The sequence below is a fragment of the Sphingobium sp. EM0848 genome, from assembly GCF_013375555.1.
Lineage (GTDB): Bacteria > Pseudomonadota > Alphaproteobacteria > Sphingomonadales > Sphingomonadaceae > Sphingobium.
In genome coordinates this window covers 1,452,453-1,473,112 of record NZ_JABXWB010000001.1, presented here as the reverse complement: position 1 = coordinate 1,473,112, position 20,660 = coordinate 1,452,453, and the positions used below count along the sequence as shown (strand labels likewise).

Below are 20,660 nucleotides of genomic sequence, written 5' to 3'. Positions count from 1 at the left end.
TATTTGAGGATATATGCTGAAGGTTGAAACGGCAGGAGAACTGCCTCCTCTCGCTTCATTGCTCAGCGCCTATGCGGGGCAGGACGCCCCCCGGCATCGGTTGGTTTGGGCGCTCGATGCGCGGTTCGCTCGGCTGGTGGCGACGACCAGCGAGCCAATGATCGGGCAGATGCGGCTGACCTGGTGGAATGATGCGCTGACCGACGACAGCGGGGTCAAGGGGCGGGGGGAACCGCTGATCGACGCGATGCGTGCGCTGGACGCCGCGCCGCCGCCGGGGCTGACTCCATGGCTGGATGGATGGGAAGCCCTGATCGGGGAGATCGACCTTCGCGCCTATGCGGAGGGGCGCGGCGGCGGTTTGTTCCGTGCACTGGCCGGACGGGACGACATTCCCGAATGGCTGGTACGGGCGGGGACGGCCTGGGCGCTATGGGACTTGTCGGGGCATGTCGGCGACGATGGGGTCGCGGATCGGGCCATTGCCTTGGGTCGCCAGAATTTGCTGTCGGGGAAGCAGGATTGGCGGCCCGAATGGCGTCCCATGCGGATCGCCTATCATCTGGCGCGTCAGGATATGGAAAAGGGACGGCGCGCACCGGCGGGATTGACCCCGGCACTATATCTGAGGTTGATGCGCGTCGCACTGATCGGACGATAAGGGGGTAGACGGTGGGGCGAGTTCTGGTCAGCGTCATGGCGACGCTGCTCTTGGCGGCGGGCGGGCTTTTCTGGTGGCAGGGGCACGCCAGTAACGAAGCCGTGCCGCAGCCGTTGATCGGATCGCCGCCCCCTCCGGCGCTGGAAAATCTGCCTGAGGGCGACCCGGATGCGGTGGGTGAGGCGCCGCCTATGCCCGGCGAGGCAAGTGCGCAAAGCCGTGAGCAGAAACGCTTTGCCCGCTATGATCGCAATCGCGACGGCGTCATCACCCGGGTCGAGATGATGGGCAGCCGCGTGAAGGCGTTCAAGGCGCTGGACAAGAACAACGACAATCTCCTCTCCTTTGAGGAGTGGGCGGTGACGACCTCCGATCGCTTCGCCGCGGCGGACGCCAATGGCGATGGCAAGCTGACCCCGGCCGAATTCGCAACCACCGCGCCCAAGCGGAAGGCGGCGCCCAAATGCAAATGCTGATAAAGCGTCAGGCGGGCTGAAGCTCGCCCAGCCATTGCCCCAGCGCCGCGCGCGCACGGGCGGTCATCGCTTCCTTGCGCTGCTTCTTTTTCACGTCTTCCAGCGGCGGGAACAGGCCGAAATTGACGTTCATCGGCTGATAATCCGCCGTTTCCACATTGCCGATCACATGGCCGAGCAGCGCCCCCAGCGCCGTTTCAGGTGGCAGCGGCGCGAGCGGGCGGCCCAATATTTCCGCCGCCGCAAAGCGCCCGGCCAGAAGGCCGATGGCTGAACTTTCCACATAGCCCTCGCACCCCGTCACCTGGCCCGCAAAGCGGATATGCGGCGCGCTCTTGAGGCGCAGCGTGGCGTCGAGCAGCTTGGGGCTCTGGATGAAAGTGTTCCGATGCAGCCCACCCAGACGCGCGAACTCCGCCTTCTCCAGCCCCGGAATGGTGCGGAACAACTCCGCCTGCGCGCCATGTTTCAGCTTGGTCTGGAAACCGACCATGTTCCACAGCGTGCCCGACGCATTGTCCTGCCGCAATTGCACCACGGCATAGGGCCAGCGCCCGGTGCGCGGATCGTCCAGCCCCATCGGCTTCATCGGCCCATGGCGCAGCGTTTCGGGACCGCGCGACGCCATCACCTCGATCGGCATGCAGCCTTCGAAATAGGGCGTGTTCGTTTCCCACTCCTTGAACTCGGTCTTTTCGCCGTCGAGCAGGCCCTGAACGAAGGCTTCATACTGCTCCCGGTTCATGGGGCAGTTGATATAATCCTTGCCCTCGCCGCCGCCGGGGCCGATTTTGTCCCAGCGATTGGCCATCCAGCATTTGTCCATGTCGATGCTGTCGAAATGCACGACCGGCGCGATGGCGTCGAAAAAGGCGAGATGGTCGATCCCGGCCGCCTGGCCGATGCTGGCCGCCAGAGAGGGCGCGGTGAGGGGACCGGTCGCGACGATGGTCATGCCCTCGGTTGGCAGCGTGTCAATCCGCTCGCGCACGATTTCGACATGGGGATGTTCGGCCAGCGCGCGGGTGACGCCATCGGAAAAGATGTGGCGATCCACCGCCAGCGCCGATCCTGCCGGCACCTTGGCCGGTTCCGCCTGCGTCATGATAAGGGAACCCAGACGCCGCATTTCCTGATGCAGCAGGCCCACGGCATTCTTGTCCGCATCATCGGATCGGAAGCTGTTGGAACAGACCAGTTCGGCCAGACCCTCGGTCTGGTGCGCGGGGGTCATGTCGCCGCTACCGCGCATTTCCGACAGGCGGACCTTGATCCCGGCCTGCGCCAATTGCCATGCCGCTTCGGACCCGGCGAGTCCGCCGCCAATGATGTGAACCTGATGCATGGGGCGACCCATGGTCCCCTCCGCGCCGCAGGTCAACCGTTGTTCCGGTGGGGCGCTGTTCAGGCCGTCACCAGTTCGGCATCGCCGTAAAAGGCGGCTTCGTCCAATATCCCCTCGCGCCGGGCGACAATGGTGGCGACCAGCACCTGACCCGCCACATTGACGGCGGTGCGCCCCATGTCGAGGATCGGGTCGATGGCAAGCAGCAGGCCCGCACCCTCCAGCGGCAGGCCGAGGGTGGAGAGGGTGAGCGTCAGCATGACGATGGCGCCGGTCAGCCCCGCCGTCGCCGCTGATCCGACGACCGATACGAAAACGATCAGTCCATAATCCGCCGCGTGCAATGTTATGCCGTAGAAATTGGCGATGAAGATCGCCGCGAGCGCGGGATAGATTGACGCGCATCCGTCCATCTTGGTGGTCGAGGCGAGCGGAATGGCGAAGGCGGCATAGCCCTTGTCGACGCCCAGCCGCTCCGTCACGGTTTCAGTGACGGGCATGGTGCCGACCGAGGATCGCGATACGAAGCCAAGCTGGATCGCCGGCCATGCCTTGGCGAAAAAGGGCAGGGGTTTGAGGCCATTGGCGACCAGCAGCAGCGGATAGACCACCAGCAACACCAGAGCGAGGCCGAGATAGACCGCGCCCGCAAAAGTACCGAGCTGGGCGAGTGCGCTCCATCCATAGGTGGCGATGGCGCTGCCGATCAGCGCCGCCGATCCGATGGGCGTCAGGCGGATGATCCAGCCAAGGATCGCGCGCACAACCGCGAGCAGCGAGCGGACGAAGGCGAGGAATGGCTCGGCCTTGTCCCCGACCTTCAGCGTCGCGATGCCCACGGCGATGGAGACGACCAGAAGCTGAAGGATGTTGAAGGAGAGCGTCGTGGTGGCGCCTGTTTCCTCCACCTTGGTGCTGGCCGACAGAGCGAAGCTGTTGCCGGGGACCAGCCCTTTCAGGAAATCGAGCCAGCCGCCGTAGGAATCCGGCTTGCCTACCGTCAGCGTCTGGCCGTGCAGACCGGCGCCGGGCTGGATGACAAGGCCGATGACGAGGCCAATCACCACGGCGATCAACGCTGTGAATGCGAACCAGAGCAGTGTCTGCCCAGCCAACCGGGCGGCATTGTCGAGTGCGCGCAGATTGGCGATGGAAGCGACGATGGCCGCGAACACCAGCGGCGGGACAACCGCCTTCAACAGCGAGACGAAGATCGATCCCGTCGTCTTGAGCGCGGTTGCCAGCCCGTTGAGTTCGCCATTCACCCCCGTGCCCATGGATCGCGCAAGCAGACCGAGCACCATGCCGACGGCCATGCCGGCAAGAACCTGGAATCCGAAACTGCGGTAATTGAGGGCCATGAGGCTCATTTCCTTGCGACGATCGGCGCGCGATATGGGAAGGGCTTCCGCCGAATGCGCGCAAGCAATTCTTTATGGGGGTAATGCGGATAAGGACGCCCTCCTTCCGCAGCACGATTTTATTTCCGCATTTTCCGGGCCGTCAACCGGTCCAGCCGACTTGAAAATGCTCCAGGCGTCCAAACGCATTGGCCGCCGCGATCCGCTATGCCACACAGGGCGATGAAATCCAGCGGGGAGTTGCGTGTTGATGAGAGGTTGGGTGGTTCTGGCGGCGTTGATGCTGCCCCAGGCCGCGCAGGCGGCGGGCGACCCTGCACTGGCGAAAGCGGTGTTGATGAAGTCCATCGCCTTTCGGACGGTGGAGGGGGCGGGACAGGTTCCGGCGCTGGCCGCTTATTATGCCTCGATATTGCGGGACGCAGGTTTTGCGGCGGCGGAGATCGAAATCACGCCGATGGGCGAAACCGCCACATTGGCCGCGACGATCCGGGGCAGCGACCCGACGCTCAAGCCGCTGCTGATGATCGGCCATATGGACGTGGTGGCGGCGAATGCGGCGGACTGGAAACGCGATCCTTTCAAGCCGGTCGAGGAAAATGGCTATATTTTCGGCCGGGGGGCGGAGGACAATAAATATGATGTCGCCATGATGGTGGCGACCATGGCTGGGCTGAAGCGGGCGGGGTGGCAGCCGCGCCGGAGCGTAACCCTGCTGCTGTCGGGCGATGAGGAAACCCATATGGCGACGACCCCGGCGCTGGCGGCGAAATATCGGGGCGCCGAATTGCTGTTGAACGGGGATGGCGGCGGCGGCCTGCTGGACGAAGGCGGCCAGCCGGTGCTGTTCCAGTTGCAGGCGGGCGAAAAGACCTATGCCGATTTCGAGATCGGCTTCACCGATCCGGGCGGCCACAGCAGCGCGCCGACGCCGGGCAACCCGATTTATCGCATGGCGCGGGTGATCGACCGGATCGCGGCCTATCGCTTCGTGCCGATGCGTAATGAACTGACCAAGGCGTCCCTGCTTCTGTCCGCGGACCGGATCGGTGGGGAGGTCGGGGTGGCGATGCGCAGCTATGCGAAAAATGGAGACAGGAAATCGGCCGATATCCTGTCCGAATTTCCCGAATTTATCGGGCAGGTGCGGACCACCTGCGTCGCCACCATGGCGCAGGCGGGCCATGCCCTGAACGCGTTGCCGCAGAGCGCGAAGATCAGCGTCAATTGCCGGATCTTCCCCGGTGTTTCGGTCGGAACGATCAAGGCCGAACTGGCGCGCGTCATCGCCGATCCGAGCGCGTCGATGACGCTGCTCGACAACCCGCTGAGCAGCGATGCCTCCCCGCTGCGGTCGGATGTCATGGAAGCGGTAACGGCGGCGGTCGCGGCGCGCGCTCCTGCTATTCCGGTCATCCCCACCATGTCGGCGGGGGCGACGGACAGCCTTTATTTCCGGGCCTTGGGCATCCCTTGCTATGGGGTCTCAAGCCTGTTCCAGCGCGGCGAGGACGGCTTTGCCCATGGGTTGGACGAACGGGTGCCGGTGGCCGGCATCCCTGCGGCGCTGGATCAGTGGGAGCGGGTCGTGAAGGCGTTGGCGCAATAACCTCCCGCCCGCCGGACGCGAGCGGGAGGGAAAAGGGTCAGCGCTGGGCCGCCACGCTGTTCGCCGCGGACAGCACGGCCTGGACAGAGGCGGTGGCGACGTCGGTGTCGGTGCCGATGCCGAAGATGGTACGGCCATCGGGCGTGCGGCATTCGACATAGGCTGCGGCGGCGACGTCTGTGCCTGCGCCGATGGCATGTTCGCTATAGTCCGCGACCTCCAGATCGACGCCCAGTTCATCGCGCAGCGCGGCCAGCACCGAGGAGATCAGGCCGTTGCCGCGCCCGGAAATGGAACGCTCGCCGCCCTTATGTATGATTTTGCCGGTGAAGATGCGGTCGCCCGCAGCCCCGCTCTCATGATAGTCGATCAGGCTGTAGGACTGTTCGCCGGTCAGGCGGTAATGATCCTCGAACGCGGCCCAGATGTCGGCGGCGTTCAGTTCGCGGCTGCTCTCGTCGGCCAGCGCCTGCACGATCTTGGAGAAGTCGGCCTGCATCCGCTTGGGCAGCTTCAGCCCCTTGTCCTGCTGCAGCACCCAGGCGACGCCGCCCTTGCCGGACTGCGAGTTGACGCGGATCACGGCTTCATAATCGCGGCCCAGATCCTTGGGATCGATCGGCAGATAGGGCACGTCCCAGATCTGGTCGTTGCGCGCTTCCTGCGCCGCGAAGCCCTTCTTGATCGCGTCCTGATGCGAACCGGAGAAGGCGGTGAACACCAACTCGCCCGCATAGGGGTGGCGCGGATGGACGGGCAACTGGTTGCAATATTCGACGGTCTGGATGACCTCGTCAATGTCGCTGAAGTCCAGCCCCGGATTGATGCCCTGCGTGTACATGTTCAGCGCGACCGTCACCAGATCGCAATTGCCGGTGCGCTCGCCATTGCCGAACAGGCAGCCCTCGACACGGTCCGCGCCCGCCATCAGGCCCAGTTCGGCGGCGGCGACGCCGGTGCCGCGGTCGTTATGGGTGTGCAGCGAGATCACCACGCTGTCGCGCTTCGAAATATTGCGGCAAATCCATTCGATCTGGTCGGCATAGATATTGGGGGTCGCAGCCTCAACCGTGGCGGGCAGGTTCAGGATCAGCGGGCGTTCCGGCGTGGGTTGCAGGATGTCCATCACCGCTTCGCAGCATTCCAGGCTGAAATCCAGCTCGGCGGTCGAGAAGGTTTCCGGCGAATATTCGAAATGCCAGTCGGTGTCGGGCTGCTTGGCCGCATTGTCGCGCAGCAGCTTCGCCGCGTTGATCGCGATTTCCCTGATCTGCGGCCGGTCCATTTGGAACACGATGTTGCGCCAGGCGGGAGACACGGCGTTATAGACGTGGACGATGGCCTTCTTCGCGCCGCGCAGCGATTCGAAGGTGGTGGCGATCAAATCTTCGCGGGCTTGCGTGAGCACCTGCGGGAACACGTCGTCGGGGATCGCGCCATCGCGGACCAGACCGGAGATGAAGTCGAACTCGGTCGCGCCCGCGCTGGGGAAGCCGACCTCGATTTCCTTGACGCCGACCTTGACCAGCAGGTCGAAGAAGCGGCGCTTCTTTTCCGCGTTCATGGGGTCGATCAGTGACTGGTTGCCGTCGCGCATGTCGGTCGACAGCCAGCGCGGCGGCGAAGTGATGACGTTCGACGGCCACTGGCGATTGGGCAGATCGACCTGAGGGAAGGCGCGGTATTTCAGCGAGGGATCGTTCAGCATCATGACAAAGGGACTTCTCTGCATACGGGCGGCGCGCGGCCTGCCCGGTGGTACGACTATCTGGTTGATTATGCCCTTAGGCGTATGGCCGCGTCATTCAAGCGAAGAGCAGCACAAAAGCCACGCCTAAGGGCGTGTAAGTCGTAGCAGGGGAAGAAGCGCGCGCTGCATGATGGTTTGCCCATAGCCCATATCGGCAGGGAAGCGCAAGGGCTGCTGTGCCAGCGGCATGACTGCCCCCACCCGCAAGCGGGAGGGGGCATGCGGTTTACTTCTGGAAAGCGGCGACGATCTTCAGTTCCACCTTGTCGCCGATCATCGGCACGCCATAGCCCATGTTGAAATCGCTGCGCTTGACGGTGGTGGTGGCGACGAAGCCGATATTTTCCTTGCCGCCCATCATCGCCGGGGCCTTGCCCGCGCCGTAGAATTCAGTGTCGAGCGTCACGGGTTTGGTCACGCCCTTGATGGTCAGGTTGCCGGTGATTTCCGCTTCGGAACCCTGAATCTTCACGCCGGTCGACACGAAGGTCGCCTTGGGGAATTTGGCGGAATCGAAAAATTCGGGCTTCATCAGATGTTCGTCGAGCTTGGCGACGCCGGTCCGCAGGTTGCTGACCGGAACGTCGACCGATACCTTGGCGGCGGAGGGATTTTTGGGATCGAGAGTCAGCGTGCCGGACGGTTCGGCGATGACGCCCATATTGTTTGTAAAGCCCATATGGTCATAGGCGAATAGAATCTGGGTGTGACCCGGATCGATCGTGTAGGTGCCGGCGGTGACGCGGGTCGGATCCTTTGCACCGGACGCGGGCGGCATCTGTTGGGCGACGACGACGCTGCCGCCGGCAATGGCGATAAGGGCGGCGGCGGGGATCAGGAATTTGCGCATGAACTATGCTCTCCGAAAAGCAATCAAGGGACGCCGCCAGAATAGCAACGTCCCTTGATTGTTCCAGAGGCGTAACCGGAAACGAAGGGTTACCGACTACGCATTTGGGAAAGCTTAGTTCTTGTCCTTGTCGACCAGCTTGTTCGCGCCGATCCAGGGCATCATCGCGCGCAGCTGTTCGCCGGTCTGCTCGATCTGGTGGCGCTTGGCCGCAATGCGGCTGGCCTTGAGTTCCGGTTGGCCGGCGCGATTGTCGAGTACGAAGTCCTTGACGAAGCGGCCCGACTGGATGTCGGCGAGGACGCGCTTCATTTCCTTCTTCGTTTCTTCGGTGATGATGCGCGGACCGGTCTTGATGTCCCCATATTCGGCGGTGTTCGAGATCGAATAGCGCATGTTGGCGATGCCGCCTTCATACATCAGGTCGACGATCAGCTTCAGCTCGTGGAGACACTCGAAATAGGCCATTTCCGGGGCGTAGCCGGCCTCGACCAGCGTTTCGAAGCCAGCCTGCACCAGCGCGGTGGCGCCGCCGCACAGCACGGCCTGCTCACCGAACAGGTCGGTTTCGCACTCTTCGCGGAAGTTGGTTTCGATGATGCCGCTGCGGCCGCCGCCGACGCCGCTGGCGTAGGAAAGGGCGATGTCATGGGCGTTGCCGGTCGCATCCTGATGGATGGCGATCAGGCAGGGCACGCCGCCGCCCTTCACATATTCGCCGCGAACGGTGTGGCCGGGACCCTTGGGCGCGATCATGATGACGTCGACATCCTTGCGCGGCTCGATCAGGCCGAAATGGACGTTGAGGCCGTGCGCGAAAGCCAGCGCGGCGCCGGGCTTCAGATTCTCGTGAATGTCATTGGCGTAGATTTCGGCCTGATGCTCATCGGGCGCGAGAATCATGAACACGTCGGCCCAGGCGGCGGCGTCGGCGTTGGCGAGGACCTTGAAGCCTGCGCCTTCCGCCTTCTTGGCGCTGGCCGAACCGGCGCGCAGCGCAATCGCGACTTCGGCGACCCCGGAGTCGCGCAGGTTCTGGGCATGAGCGTGGCCCTGCGAGCCATAGCCCAGAATGGCGACCTTCTTGCCCTTGATCAGGCCGATGTCCGCGTCGCGGTCGTAATAAACCTTCATTTGCCGTTCCTTCTTGTGCAGTCCGAATGACCCCTTGCGGAGCCTTGATTAGCGAGGGATGTCCTTGTGCGGGAGGCTTGTCGCCCTCGCCCTCCCGCCGATTTGCGGTATCGAAAAGAGGCAAGTGACTCTTTTCGACATCCCTCTCCCACAAGGGGAGAGGGGTTATTTCTTCAGTTCGGCTCCTTGCCGCGGATCAGGCCCACGACGCCGGTCCGGCCGACTTCGACCAGTCCGATCTGGCGCATGAGGCCGACGAAATTGTCGATCTTGTCGGTCGTGCCCGTGATCTCGAAGATGAAGCTCTCGATCGTGGTGTCGACCACCTTGGCGCGGAACACATCGGCCAGACGCAGCGCCTCGATCCGGTCCTCACCGACGCCCGCAACCTTGACCAGCGCCAGTTCACGTTCGACGAAAGGCCCGTTGTCGGTAAGGTCGGTGACCTTGTGCACCGGCACCAGACGATCGAGCTGAGCAATGATCTGATCGATCACCTTGGGCGGGCCGCTGGTGACGATGGTGATGCGGCTGATCGCATGGTCGGCGGTGATGTCCGCCACGGTCAGGCTGTCGATATTATAGCCGCGCGCGGTGAACAGGCCTGCGATGCGCGCCAATATGCCCGCTTCGTTCGCAACCGTCAGCGACAGGACGTGCCGCTCGCTATATTCTTCCTGAATGTGCATCAGATCGTTCCGTTATCCGGTTCTTCGCGCTCATGGCGCTCTGCAATCATGCCCGTGAAGGCGTAGTGCCAGCTGCCGTCATCCCTGTGGGCGAGGCGTACCGGCAGACCCGTTATGGCGTCGAACATCCGGGCCAGATGCTCGCCCACATAGCGCGGGCTGACGAGCAGGCGGCCGATATGGCGCTCGTTGAAATCGAAGCCCTCATCCAGATGCACTTCCCAATCCTCATTTTCGGGATCGGCATGGTCCACCGTCCAACCCGTCAGGTCGGACGTGCCGGCGAGCCGCTCGAAATCAAAGGGTTCGCTCACATGGATGCGGAGCTTCAGATGAGCGGTCACACCCCCAATCCTCACACCAAAGCCTTCGCCTCATCCGACATGATCCCCTCGACCTGGCTGGGGTCGAGCAGCATGTCGGTATGCGCCGCGCCCGACGGGATCATCGGGAAGCAGTTGGAAAGCTTCGCCACGCGGCAGTCCACGATCACCGGGCCGGGCGTGTCGATCATCTGGCGGATGCCCGCCTCCAGTTCCTGCGGCCCCTCGATGCGGATGCCGGTCCAGCCATAGGCTTCCGCCAGCTTCACGAAATCGGGCAGGCTGTCCGAATAGCTGTTGGAATAGCGGCTTTCATAGGTCAGTTCCTGCCACTGGCGGACCATGCCCATATATTCATTGTTCAGGATGAAGATTTTGACCGGCAGGCGATATTGGCTGGCCGTGCCCATTTCCTGAATGTTCATCTGGATCGAGGCATCGCCCGCGACGCAGACGACCAGGCTGTCGGGATTGCCGACCTGCGCGCCAATGGCGGCGGGGAAGCCATAGCCCATGGTGCCGAGGCCGCCGGAGGTCAGCCACTTGTTCGGTTCATCGAAGCCGAAATGCTGGGCCGCCCACATCTGATGCTGGCCGACTTCAGTGGTGATGATGACATCCTTGGCCGACCGCGACGCCTTGTAGAGCTGTGCGATCGCCTCCTGCGGCATGATCTCCTCCCGGCTGTCGGGATAGGCGAGGCTGTTGCGCGCGCGCCAGCCGTCGATACGCGCCCACCATTCGGTGAGGTCGGCCGCCTTGTGACCGCGATCCTTCCAGAGCGCGATCATGTCGCCGAGCGCGCTGGCGACGTCCGCGACGATGGGCAGATCGACCTCGACCGTCTTGTTGATCGAGCTGCGGTCGATGTCGATGTGGATTTTCTGCGCAAAGGGCGCAAAGGCGTCCAGACGGCCGGTCACGCGATCATCGAAGCGGGCGCCGACGCAGACGATCAGGTCCGCCTTGTTCATCGCCCAATTGGCTTCATAGGTGCCGTGCATGCCCAGCATGCCGAGCCACTGGTCCGACGAAGCCGGAAAAGCGCCGAGGCCCATCAGCGTCGAGGTGACGGGCGCGCCGGTCAGCGCGGCGATCTCGCGCAGCCGGGCGGTTGCTTCGGGGCCGGAGTTGATGACGCCGCCGCCAGTGTAGAAAACCGGACGTTGGGCAGCGGCAAGCATCTCGACCGCGCTGGCGATGGCGCCGGCGTCCGCCCTGGTCTGCGGGCGGTAGCTGGCATGTTCGAACGCCGAAGGCTTTTCATAGGGCGCGGTCGCGATCTGGACATTTTTGGGAATGTCGACAACGACCGGACCTGGACGGCCCGTAGTGGCGATATGGAACGCCTCATGGATGACGCCGGCCAGCCTGGCGGGCGACTTCACCAGATAGTTATGCTTCGAGCAGTGGCGCGTGATGCCGATCGTGTCCGCTTCCTGAAAAGCGTCCGTGCCGATCAGTTGCGTCGGAACCTGCCCGGTGATGACGACCATCGGGATCGAATCCATCAGCGCGTCGGTGATGCCGGTGACGGCATTGGTCGCGCCGGGGCCGGAGGTGACGAGTACCACGCCGGGCTTGCCGGTCGAACGGGCATAACCTTCCGCCATATGGGTCGCGCCCTGTTCATGGCGGACGAGCACGTGGCGGATCTTCGGATGATTGAAGAGTGCGTCATAAATGGGCAGCACCGCGCCGCCCGGATAACCGAACACGACCTCGACCCCCAGGTCGATCAGGCACTCAACCAATATGTCCGCGCCGCTCTTTTCGGCCACGATAAAATCCTTCCGCTTGATGCAAGGCAAGGCCATTTGCGCCAGAGATGGCGTGATGGCAAGGCGGCTGCGTCTATTGGACATAAAATGGCAAGTCAAGAACTATTGTTGTAATTTAATTTCTAAATCGGCTGCAATTTTATCATCAATCTGTCGTGTTTCGCGCGGCCAGTGCGCCGGGGGTTGGCGCGAAAACCAGGTATATTGGCGCTTGGCATATTGCCGGGTGGCGATGCGGCCGCGTTCGAGCATGGTGTCGCGGTCGATCTCACCCGACAGCCATGCGGCGATTTCCGGCACGCCGATGGCGCGCATGACGGGCAGGTCGGGGGAGAGGTTCCGGGCCAGCAGGGCTTCGACTTCCGATACGGCCCCGCTGTCGATCATCTGTTCGAAACGAAGGTCGCAGCGGGCGATCAGCCAGTCGCGCGGAGGCAGCAGGATGAGCGGCGAGAGAGAGATGCGATTGCCTATGTCGCCTTGCTTGTGCTGCTGCCATTCGCGCAGGGGCTTGCCCGTCGAGCGGACCACTTCCAGCGCGCGGGCGACGCGGGTGGTGTCGGCGGGGGCGAGGCGTGTGGCGGCGTCCGGGTCTTCCCGTGAGAGGGCGGCATGGGCGTCCGTCACCGGCATGGCGCGGATGGCGGCGCGAATGGCAGGGTCAATGTCCGGGACTGGCGCAATGCCGTCGAGCAAGGTGCGCAGATAAAGGCCCGTGCCGCCGACGAGTATGGGGAGGCGGCCCTCCAAATGCGCCCGATCCACTTCCGCGCGGGCCTCGGCGGCCCAGCGGGCGGCGGTGCAGGCTTCCGCGCCGTCTATATGGCCGAAGAGGCGATGCGGGGCGCTGGCCATTTCCTCCTTGTTCGGGCGGGCGGAGAGGATCTGGAGGTCGGCATAGACCTGGCTCGCATCGGCGTTGATGACGATGCCGTCGGTCGCATGGGCGAGGCGAACCGCAAGCGCGCTCTTGCCGCTGGCGGTAGGCCCGGCAATAAGCGCGACGCGCGGGCGGGATTCGCCCTTATCTGTTTCAGGAGTGTTCATGTTCGTCGCGACCTTAGTGGCAAGTGCGGCCTTGAGTCAGGAAGATATTGCGGAGGCGGCGGGTCGGCTGGCGACCGCAGGCTGCGCGCCGGTGGATAGCGTGTGGCTGGACGAGGGCAAGGCGGCGGATATTTTCTTCGGGTCCGATCCCGTGGCGGCGCGGGCGGTGCTGACCGGCATCGGCGACAAGGTCGACGTGATCGTGCAACTGGCCGAGGGACGCGAAAAGAAGCTGCTGATCGCGGATATGGACTCCACCATGATCACCGTCGAGTGCATCGACGAACTGGCGGACTATGCCGGAATCAAGCCGCAGATCGCCGAGATCACGGAACGGGCGATGCGCGGCGAACTGGATTTCGCGGGCGCGTTGCACGAGCGGGTCGCGCTGCTCAAGGGGCTGGCGGATGCGGCCATCGACCAGTGCCGGGAAGAGCGGGTCGTCATCATGGGCGGCGCCAGGGCGCTGGTCCGCACGATGAAGGCGCGCGGCGCGAAGACACTACTGGTATCGGGCGGGTTCACGCGTTTCACAGGGCCGGTGGCGCAGGAAATCGGCTTCGATGCCGCCGTCGCCAATGTGCTGGAGATCGCGGACGGCGCTCTGCTGGGGACGGTGACGATGCCGATCGTGGATGCGGCACGCAAGCGCGCTGAACTGGAAGGCGCGATCGAGGGTGGTATCGACCGTGCGCTGACGCTGGCGGTAGGCGATGGCGCGAACGATATTCCGATGATCCAGGGGGCCGGGCTGGGCGTTGCCTATCATGCCAAGCCCAAGACGCGGGAAGCTGCGGCGGCGGAAATCGTGCATGGCGATCTTTCGGTCCTGCTTTACGCGCAGGGCATTCCCTCTGCCGAGTGGGTTGAAGCCTGAAGTTGATGCTTGGGTCGCGTAACGGTTAGGCGCTGGTTAAGCACGTTTCGTCGTCATTGCGCGCCAGTAATGGAATCATATCCGTGGCTCGGTTGTTACACTTCCGCTGCAATCGGCAGTGTTCAATCTAGCCGGCGCACGGTCCTCGTCGCGCCAAGGGAGAGGGTATGAAAATCCGCTTATTGGCACTTCTCGGCGGGGCGGCGCTTGGTTTAAGCGCTTGCGCGTCGACGAGGAATGAACCTGTCGCGCCCGCGCCGCCGGTCGGCCCGGGAGCGATTGCCGGCACCGTCGCGGCTGACCGCAATGGCGACGGCATTGTCGATGGCTATTATTCGCCCGACGGCATGTATCATGAGATTCAGGGGCCGCCCTGTCCGCCACCGCCGCCGCCACCGCCGCCCTCGCGTCGTGGAGAACGCGGCTGACACAGGCAATGGTTCGGGCGCGGCGTCACGGTCGCGCCCCCTTCTTTCGCACGATCCTGCTTCCAGCGCTGATGCTCGCGGCATGGCCTGGACAAGTCATCGCACAACCAGTCGCTGTTTCGGATGCCGCGCGCACCAGCGTCGCGGCGGAAATCCGTTCGGCTGTCGGCGGGAAGCTCAGGGATTTCTACGGCCCGCGCGGCTATTGGCCGCTCTGGATCGAGAAGGGCAGGGTCGGGCCGCAAGGCAATGCGCTGATCGCCCTCATCGAAAGCGCGGATGCGGATGGGCTGAAACCCAGGGACTATGATGCCCGTCAGCTGAAAAGCCTGATGCAGGAGGCTGACGCGAGCGGCGATTCCAAGCTGTTGGCGCGAACCGACCTCGCCCTTTCCAAGGCCTTCGCAGCGTTGGTGAGCGACATGCGCAAACCTTCGCGCAGGGTGAAGGTGCGGTATCTCGACCCGGAGGTGGAACCGAAGGACGAGGAACCGAGGGAGATTTTGCGGGCCGCGGCTGTGGCGCCATCCTTTGTCGACTATGTGCAGAATATCGGCTGGATGAGCCCCTTTTATGTGAAGCTGCGCAATGCGCGGGCAGCGTTCGCCAAGCGCTGGAGCGACCTGCCGCAGGTCGTGGTGCCGACCGATGTGAAGTTGCGGCCCGGCATGAAGTCCGGTGCAGCGCCCCTGCGGCGACGGCTGGGGCTGGACAGTGGCACAGCCTATGACAAGGCGCTGGTCGCGAGGGTGAAGGCCTTTCAGGGCGATCATGGATTGAAGCCGGATGGCGTCGCCGGCGCGGCTACGATCGAAGCGCTCAACCGGGGCGACGATTATTATGACCGGGTAATCGCGCTCAATCTGGAGCGGACACGGCTGTTGCCGGGGCCTTATGTGCGGCATGTCGTGGTCGATGCGGCCTCCGCGCGGCTCTGGTATTTCAGCAAGGGCGAACAGGACGGGATGATGAAGGTCGTCGTCGGCGCCAGGGAAAGCCAGACGCCGATGATGGCGGGCATGATCCGCTATGCGACGCTGAACCCCTATTGGAACGTGCCCTATGACCTCGTCGAGCGGAAACTGGCGCCCAAGATGCTGGCCGGCGACAGTTTCACGAAGAAGCATTATGAGGCGCTGTCCGACTGGAGCGCCAATGCGCAGAGGCTTGATCCGGGGACGATCGACTGGAAGGCGGTGGCTGACGGGCGCACCGAACTGCGCGTGCGGCAACTTCCCGGCGGGGATAATGCCATGGGGAAGGTCAAGTTCATGTTCCCCAATGATCTGGGCATCTACCTGCACGACACGCCGTCGCGCGATCTGCTGGCGAAGCCGGCGCGGCAGTTCAGCAATGGCTGCGTGCGGCTGGAGGATGCGGAGCGGTTGGGGCGCTGGTTCTTCGGGAAACCACTCAAGGCCGATGATGACAAGCCGGAGCAGCATGAGCCGCTGCCCCAGCCGGTGCCGGTGTATCTGACCTATCTGACGGCGGCTGCGTCCGATAATTCGGTGCAGTTCCTGCCCGATGTTTATGGACGGGACGCCATGTGAAGCGGCGTGGCGTTCGATGCGCCACGCCCGTCAACTGCAGTTCAGTGGATGCCCACCATCATCCAAAGCGCCATCGCCACCATCATCACATTCTCGGTAAGCGAGACAAAGCCCAGCGGGACATTGCTGCCGCCGCCGACGCAGGCGCATTTCAATTCGCGCTTCTCGATATAGACCGCCTTGAACACCGACACCGCGCCGATGCCGCCGATGAACAGCGCGACCGGGATGGACAGCCAGTTGAGCGCGCCCGTCAGCATCAGCAGACCCGCGCCCAGTTCCAGGAAAGGATAGACGCGCCCATAGGGCACATAGCGACGGGCGAGCAGATCGTAGTTCAGGAACATGGTCGCAAAGCGCTCCACATCCTGCAATTTCAGCATGGCCAGCAGCATCATGGTAATGGCGATGAAGCGTTCCACCGTGCCGATGCCGATCAGCGGCATGGCGGTCAGCCAGCTTGTCGCCAGCGCCAGCAGCGCGCCGACCGCGAACACGGCAAGAACGGGCGTATAGCTGGTCGCGCCGGGATCGGCGATTTTCAGGCCCAGGAAGCGGCGCAAGTCGTCGTGACCACCGATGCGCTGGCCGTCGATGAAGATCTGAGGCGTCGTCCTGACATCGTACGCGGCCTTGAAGCTGTCCGTTTCCGCACGGCTGGTCAGCCAGCGATCCTCAACCTCATAGCCCTTATGCTTGAGCAGCCAGCGCGCTTTCAGGCCATAGGGGCAGACATGGCCCGGCATCACCATGCGATAGAGGGTGGCGCTTTTACCGGCCGTGGCGGTGGTTGCTGAGGTCGTCATGGCATTGCTTCCCTTGGAATATACTCCGATGCCGACCATATAGCTTCCGTACCATGGTACGGGGTCAAGTATGGCGATGACGATTTCCGGTCTGGCGCGCGCGGGCAGCGTGGGTGTCGAGACAGTGCGCTTTTATCAGCGGCGGGGCTTGCTCGATACGCCGGATCGGCCGCAGGGCGGTGGCGTTTCCGGGCGCGTGCGGCGCTATGATGAAGCGGATGTGCGGCGGTTGAAATTTATCCGATCAGCGCAGGCGGCTGGCTTTACCCTGGAGCAGATCGGCGAATTGCTGCGGCTGGACGCCGGACAGGACCGGACACGGGCGCGTGAACTGGCGGCGGAGCGGCTCGCGGCGCTGGACCTCAGGATCGCGGAATTGCAGGCGGCGCGCGACAGTTTGCGGCGGTTGGCGAGCGCCTGCCATGCGTCAGAAGAGGGGCCTTGCCCGATCATCTCGGCATTTGAGGGGTGAGGTTTTCTTAAAAACCCGCCATCAGTCCGTCGATTGCGCCCTGCAAAATGTAGCTTGCCGCGAGTTTGTCCACCAACTCGTCCCGCCTCGCCCTGCTGGCGTCAGCCTCCAGCAATGTCCGCGTCACCGCCTGCGTCGACCAACGCTCATCCCAGAGCAGGATCGGCAAGCCCAGATCGGCAATATTGCGGCCAAAGGCGCGGCTGGCCTGGCTGCGAGGGGATTCGCTGCCGTCGAGGTTAAGGGGGAGGCCGATCACCACGCCCTTCACCTGCTGTTGTTCCATGAAGGCGGCCAGCGCGATCTTGTCCTTGCTGAACTTGCCCCGGCTGACAGTATGGGCCGGGCTCGCGATGGACCAGCCCGCATCGCAGAGCGCAAGGCCGATGGTCTTGGTGCCGACGTCCAGCCCGATCAGGCGGCCGCCATGGGGCAGAGCTTCGCGAAAAACCGCGCGGTCGGCGGTGAGAATGGACATGTCTACTTCTTCAAAAAGGCGGCGAGCCGTTGCTTTGCGTCTTCGCGCACATCGGCCCAGAACAGCGCATAGTCATAGACGTGATAATTATTGCCCGGCAAGGTGAAGGGCCCCATGTCCACCGGCTCCCCGATCATCAGCACGCCGCTGGTGTCGCAGCGCGCGGGCACGATGCCGGGAACCAGACGCGTCGGCTTCTCGGCATCGCGGGCGTCCAGCGTGCCGCGATTGGCGCTGGCCGGTGCGGCTCCGTTGAAGGCGCCGGTGATCGGGTTGGTGCAGAGCATGTGCGTGCCCTTGTGGGGCTTGCCGGTGAAGCTGGACTTGCGTTCGAAGCTTTCGATCACGGCGGAGGGATCGGCCGGTTCGGCATAGCTTTGCCAACTGACGATGCAGTGCGACTGGTTGCGCCGCGCGCAGGCGGGAAGGCCAAGGGCGGGGAGGTCCGCTTCAACCGAAACCGGCCAGCCCACGGCGTAGACGGCAGCGATCCGGTTGGCCACGGGCTTGTCCGCGACCTGTTCCTTGAGCAACTGGAGCAGGTGGCGCGACCCCTGGCTGTGGGCCGCAAGGATGAGTGGGCCGTCCGGATTGGCCTTGAGAAAAGCGGCGAAGGCCTGGACGACGTCGCGATAGGCAAGGGCCAGTGCCTGATCGCCGGCGGGTTTGTCCGTCAGGAAGGCGCCGTAATTGGCCTGACGGTAGCGGGGCGCCCAGACCGCGCCGACCGCGTTGAAGGCGCTCGCCTGATTTTTCACGAAGCGGCGGGCGGTGGCGAGCGACTCCTGATCGTCCAGCCGCATGTTCCAGTGCGCGTCGCCCAGCGTCGTGATGTAGGAGGTCGGGTGAATGAAGAAGACGGTCGCCTTTTGCGCGGAGGGGGCGTCCTTCACGCCTTCAGGCGTCCAGAGGGCGGGATTGTCGTTCCTGATGTCGGGGCGCGCGATCCACAATTTGGGATCGTCATAGGCATTGGCGGGGAGCGGGGGGATTTGCGCAAAGGCTTCCCGCGGCACCATCACCGCCCGGATCAACTGCATGCCCCAGACCCGATAGACCAGCGATGCCCCGATCACCAGCACGATCAGGCCGGCAACGACATAGAGGAACTTGCGCGCCAACAGTTGCTCTCCATAGTGGGTGGTGCGTTTCTCTGTCTGGCGGAAGCGCGCCATGCGCGCAAGGACTTGAAGCGCGAGGCCCCCAATGGTAGCGGCGGCCCATGTCGATAGACCTTCAGACCGTGAAAAAGATCGCCAGCCTTTCGCGCATTTCGGTGACTGACGCCGAAGCCGAAGCGATGGTGCCGGAACTCAACAACATCCTTGGCTGGGTGGAGCAATTGGGCGAGGTGGATGTCACCGGCGTGCAGCCGATGACCGCCGTCATTCCCAACCATCTGCGCTTGCGCGAGGACGCCGTCACCGACGGCAATGTCCGCGATAAGGTGCTGGCCAATGCGCCGCAGGCCGAACATGGCTTTTTCGCGGTGCCGAAGGTGATTGAATAATGAGCAATCTGACTGATCTGACGGTCGCGGAAATCCGTGACGGTTTCCGTGGCGGCGACTTTTCGGCGCGCGAAGTGGCGGAGGCGTTCAACGCCAATGTTGCCGCGGCCAAGGCGCTGAACGCCTTCATCGTCGAGACGCCGGAAAAGGCGCTGGAAGCCGCCGACGCTGCCGACAAGGCCAAGGCTGCGGGCGAGACGCTGAAGCCGCTTTCGGGCGTGCCGATCGGTATGAAGGACCTGTTCTGCACGGAAGGCGTGCAGACGACCGCCGCAAGCCACATGCTGGAAGGCTTCACGCCGACCTATGAGTCCACTGTTTCCAAGAAGCTGTGGGACGCGGGCGCGGGCATGCTGGGCAAGCTCAACCTCGACCAGTTCGCCATGGGCTCGTCCAACGAGACGAGCTATTATGGAAATGTGATCTCGCCCTGGCGGCGCGGTGGCGGTGACAATGCCGCGCTGGCTCCCGGCGGGTCCTCGGGCGGGTCTTCGGCGGCGATTTCGGCGCGACTCTGTCCGGCGGCGACCGGCACTGACACGGGTGGCTCGATCCGCCAGCCTGCGGCCTTTACCGGCATTTCGGGCATCAAGCCGACCTATGGCCGTTGCTCGCGTTGGGGCATTGTGGCCTTCGCCTCGTCGCTCGATCAGGCCGGGCCGATGGCGCGGACGGTGCGCGACAATGCGATCCTGCTGGAAACCATGTCGGGCTTCGACCCCAAGGATTCGACCTCGCTCGATCTGGCCGTGCCGCAGTGGGAAGCCAATTTGTCGAGCGATCTCAAGGGCAAGAAGGTCGGTATTCCCAAGGAATATCGCCCCGATGGCCTGAACGCGGAAATCTCCGCCATGTGGGATCGCGGCATCGAATGGCTGAAGGATGCGGGCGCCGAGGTGGTGGAAGTATCGCTGCCGCACACCAAATATGCGCTGCCGACCTACTACATCATCGCGCCGGCCGAGGCTTCCTCGAACCTCGCCCGCTATGACGGCGTGCGCTATGGCCAGCGTGACCTGCCTGATGGGGCGGGCTTGCAGGACATGTATGCCGCGACCCGCGCCTTGGGGTTCGGGCCGGAGGTCAAGCGCCGTATCATGATCGGCACCTATGTGCTGTCGGCGGGCTTCTACGACGCCTATTATACGCAGGCGCAGAAGGTCCGGGCGCTGATCTCCCGCGATTTCGAACTGGCTTTCGAAAAATGCGACCTGCTGCTGACGCCGACCGCGCCGAGCGCCTCCTTCGCGCTGGGCGAGAAGCAGGCCGATCCGCTGGCCATGTATCTGAACGACGTCTTCACCGTGCCGGCTTCGCTTGCCGGGTTGCCCGCCATGGCGGTGCCGGGTGGGCTGGACGCGCAAGGGCTGCCGCTGGGTCTCCAGATCATCGGCAGGGCGCTGGACGAGCAGACCGTGCTGAACGCGGGCCTCGCGATTGAAGAGCGCGCGGGCTTTACGGCGCGGCCGGAGAAGTGGTGGTAAGATGCACTTCGCGGAACTTGTGGACG

21 protein-coding genes are annotated in these 20,660 nt (G+C 63.8%); 9 read left to right on the top strand and 12 right to left on the bottom strand.

Annotated elements, in window-relative coordinates:
- Positions 1–13 precede the first annotated feature (13 nt).
- Positions 14–661: a hypothetical protein gene (locus HUK73_RS06945; protein ID WP_176591243.1), complete on the top strand. Its 648-nt coding sequence runs from the start codon at positions 14–16 to the stop codon at positions 659–661.
- A gap of 11 nt (positions 662–672) precedes the next feature.
- A complete protein-coding gene (locus HUK73_RS06940) occupies positions 673–1,137 on the top strand; it encodes a hypothetical protein (protein WP_176591242.1) in 465 nt (154 codons plus the stop codon).
- Positions 1,138–1,144: 7 nt separating this feature from the next.
- Here HUK73_RS06940 and trmFO read toward each other — a convergent pair whose 3' ends face one another.
- The gene (trmFO, locus tag HUK73_RS06935; protein ID WP_176591241.1) at positions 1,145–2,482 is read right to left on the bottom strand and encodes a methylenetetrahydrofolate--tRNA-(uracil(54)-C(5))-methyltransferase (FADH(2)-oxidizing) TrmFO; all 1,338 of its coding nucleotides are present in this window, start codon (positions 2,480–2,482) and stop codon (positions 1,145–1,147) included.
- A 59-nt stretch (positions 2,483–2,541) separates the two neighbouring features.
- Positions 2,542–3,843 (bottom strand): dicarboxylate/amino acid:cation symporter, encoded by a 1,302-nt coding sequence (locus HUK73_RS06930; protein WP_176591240.1) that lies wholly within the window; start codon positions 3,841–3,843, stop codon positions 2,542–2,544.
- Between the two features lie 250 nt (positions 3,844–4,093).
- Between HUK73_RS06930 and HUK73_RS06925 the strand changes: the two genes are divergently transcribed.
- A complete protein-coding gene (locus HUK73_RS06925) occupies positions 4,094–5,452 on the top strand; it encodes a M20/M25/M40 family metallo-hydrolase (RefSeq protein WP_176591239.1) in 1,359 nt (452 codons plus the stop codon).
- Positions 5,453–5,489: 37 nt separating this feature from the next.
- On the opposite strand, the gene leuA is transcribed toward HUK73_RS06925, so the two are convergent.
- The 7 genes from leuA to miaA all read right to left on the bottom strand — a co-directional run bounded on the left by leuA (position 5,490) and on the right by miaA (position 13,026).
- Positions 5,490–7,163: a 2-isopropylmalate synthase gene (gene leuA, locus HUK73_RS06920; RefSeq protein WP_176591238.1), complete on the bottom strand. Its 1,674-nt coding sequence runs from the start codon at positions 7,161–7,163 to the stop codon at positions 5,490–5,492.
- Between the two features lie 265 nt (positions 7,164–7,428).
- Complete coding sequence (locus HUK73_RS06915; RefSeq protein WP_176591237.1) at positions 7,429–8,052, bottom strand: YceI family protein; 624 nt, start codon at positions 8,050–8,052, stop codon at positions 7,429–7,431.
- Between the two features lie 114 nt (positions 8,053–8,166).
- Positions 8,167–9,186: a ketol-acid reductoisomerase gene (gene ilvC / locus HUK73_RS06910; RefSeq protein WP_176591236.1), complete on the bottom strand. Its 1,020-nt coding sequence runs from the start codon at positions 9,184–9,186 to the stop codon at positions 8,167–8,169.
- Positions 9,187–9,359: 173 nt separating this feature from the next.
- On the bottom strand, positions 9,360–9,875 hold the full coding sequence (gene ilvN / locus HUK73_RS06905; protein WP_176591235.1) for an acetolactate synthase small subunit: 516 nt from the start codon (positions 9,873–9,875) through the stop codon (positions 9,360–9,362).
- A complete protein-coding gene (locus tag HUK73_RS06900) occupies positions 9,875–10,219 on the bottom strand; it encodes a hypothetical protein (RefSeq protein WP_176591234.1) in 345 nt (114 codons plus the stop codon). Before HUK73_RS06900 ends, ilvN begins: the two co-directional genes overlap by 1 nt.
- Positions 10,220–10,230: 11 nt before the next feature.
- Positions 10,231–11,979, bottom strand: coding sequence for an acetolactate synthase 3 large subunit (locus tag HUK73_RS06895; RefSeq protein WP_176591233.1), 1,749 nt, complete (start codon positions 11,977–11,979; stop codon positions 10,231–10,233).
- A gap of 102 nt (positions 11,980–12,081) precedes the next feature.
- Entirely contained in the window at positions 12,082–13,026 is a 945-nt protein-coding gene (miaA, locus tag HUK73_RS06890; RefSeq protein WP_176591232.1) for a tRNA (adenosine(37)-N6)-dimethylallyltransferase MiaA, read from the bottom strand.
- On the opposite strand from miaA, the gene serB reads away from it, so the two are divergent.
- The 3 genes from serB (at position 13,025) to HUK73_RS06875 (ending at position 15,884) form a co-directional block, all read left to right on the top strand.
- Positions 13,025–13,903, top strand: coding sequence for a phosphoserine phosphatase SerB (serB, locus tag HUK73_RS06885; RefSeq protein WP_176591231.1), 879 nt, complete (start codon positions 13,025–13,027; stop codon positions 13,901–13,903). The genes miaA and serB overlap by 2 nt on opposite strands.
- Positions 13,904–14,070: 167 nt before the next feature.
- Complete coding sequence (locus HUK73_RS06880; RefSeq protein WP_176591230.1) at positions 14,071–14,331, top strand: hypothetical protein; 261 nt, start codon at positions 14,071–14,073, stop codon at positions 14,329–14,331.
- Positions 14,332–14,339: 8 nt separating this feature from the next.
- Positions 14,340–15,884 (top strand): murein L,D-transpeptidase, encoded by a 1,545-nt coding sequence (locus tag HUK73_RS06875; protein ID WP_176591229.1) that lies wholly within the window; start codon positions 14,340–14,342, stop codon positions 15,882–15,884.
- A gap of 41 nt (positions 15,885–15,925) precedes the next feature.
- Here HUK73_RS06875 and HUK73_RS06870 read toward each other — a convergent pair whose 3' ends face one another.
- Positions 15,926–16,690 (bottom strand): MauE/DoxX family redox-associated membrane protein, encoded by a 765-nt coding sequence (locus tag HUK73_RS06870; RefSeq protein ID WP_176591228.1) that lies wholly within the window; start codon positions 16,688–16,690, stop codon positions 15,926–15,928.
- 70 nt (positions 16,691–16,760) lie between these two features.
- Between HUK73_RS06870 and HUK73_RS06865 the strand changes: the two genes are divergently transcribed.
- Complete coding sequence (locus HUK73_RS06865; RefSeq protein WP_176591227.1) at positions 16,761–17,162, top strand: MerR family DNA-binding protein; 402 nt, start codon at positions 16,761–16,763, stop codon at positions 17,160–17,162.
- 7 nt (positions 17,163–17,169) lie between these two features.
- Here the strand turns inward: HUK73_RS06865 and ruvX are convergent, their stop codons facing one another.
- Both ruvX and HUK73_RS06855 read right to left on the bottom strand, forming a co-directional pair.
- A complete protein-coding gene (gene ruvX / locus HUK73_RS06860) occupies positions 17,170–17,640 on the bottom strand; it encodes a Holliday junction resolvase RuvX (RefSeq protein ID WP_176591226.1) in 471 nt (156 codons plus the stop codon).
- A 2-nt stretch (positions 17,641–17,642) separates the two neighbouring features.
- Positions 17,643–18,761, bottom strand: a complete 1,119-nt coding sequence (locus tag HUK73_RS06855) for a DUF3089 domain-containing protein (RefSeq protein WP_176591225.1) — start codon at positions 18,759–18,761, stop codon at positions 17,643–17,645.
- 101 nt (positions 18,762–18,862) lie between these two features.
- On the opposite strand from HUK73_RS06855, the gene gatC reads away from it, so the two are divergent.
- Together gatC and gatA are read left to right on the top strand one after the other, a co-directional pair.
- Positions 18,863–19,150, top strand: coding sequence for an Asp-tRNA(Asn)/Glu-tRNA(Gln) amidotransferase subunit GatC (gene gatC / locus HUK73_RS06850; protein ID WP_176591224.1), 288 nt, complete (start codon positions 18,863–18,865; stop codon positions 19,148–19,150).
- Positions 19,150–20,634 carry an Asp-tRNA(Asn)/Glu-tRNA(Gln) amidotransferase subunit GatA gene (gatA, locus tag HUK73_RS06845; RefSeq protein ID WP_176591223.1) on the top strand — a complete coding sequence of 495 codons (1,485 nt, stop codon included), beginning with the start codon at positions 19,150–19,152 and terminating at the stop codon, positions 20,632–20,634. Before gatC ends, gatA begins: the two co-directional genes overlap by 1 nt.
- Positions 20,635–20,660 lie beyond the last annotated feature (26 nt).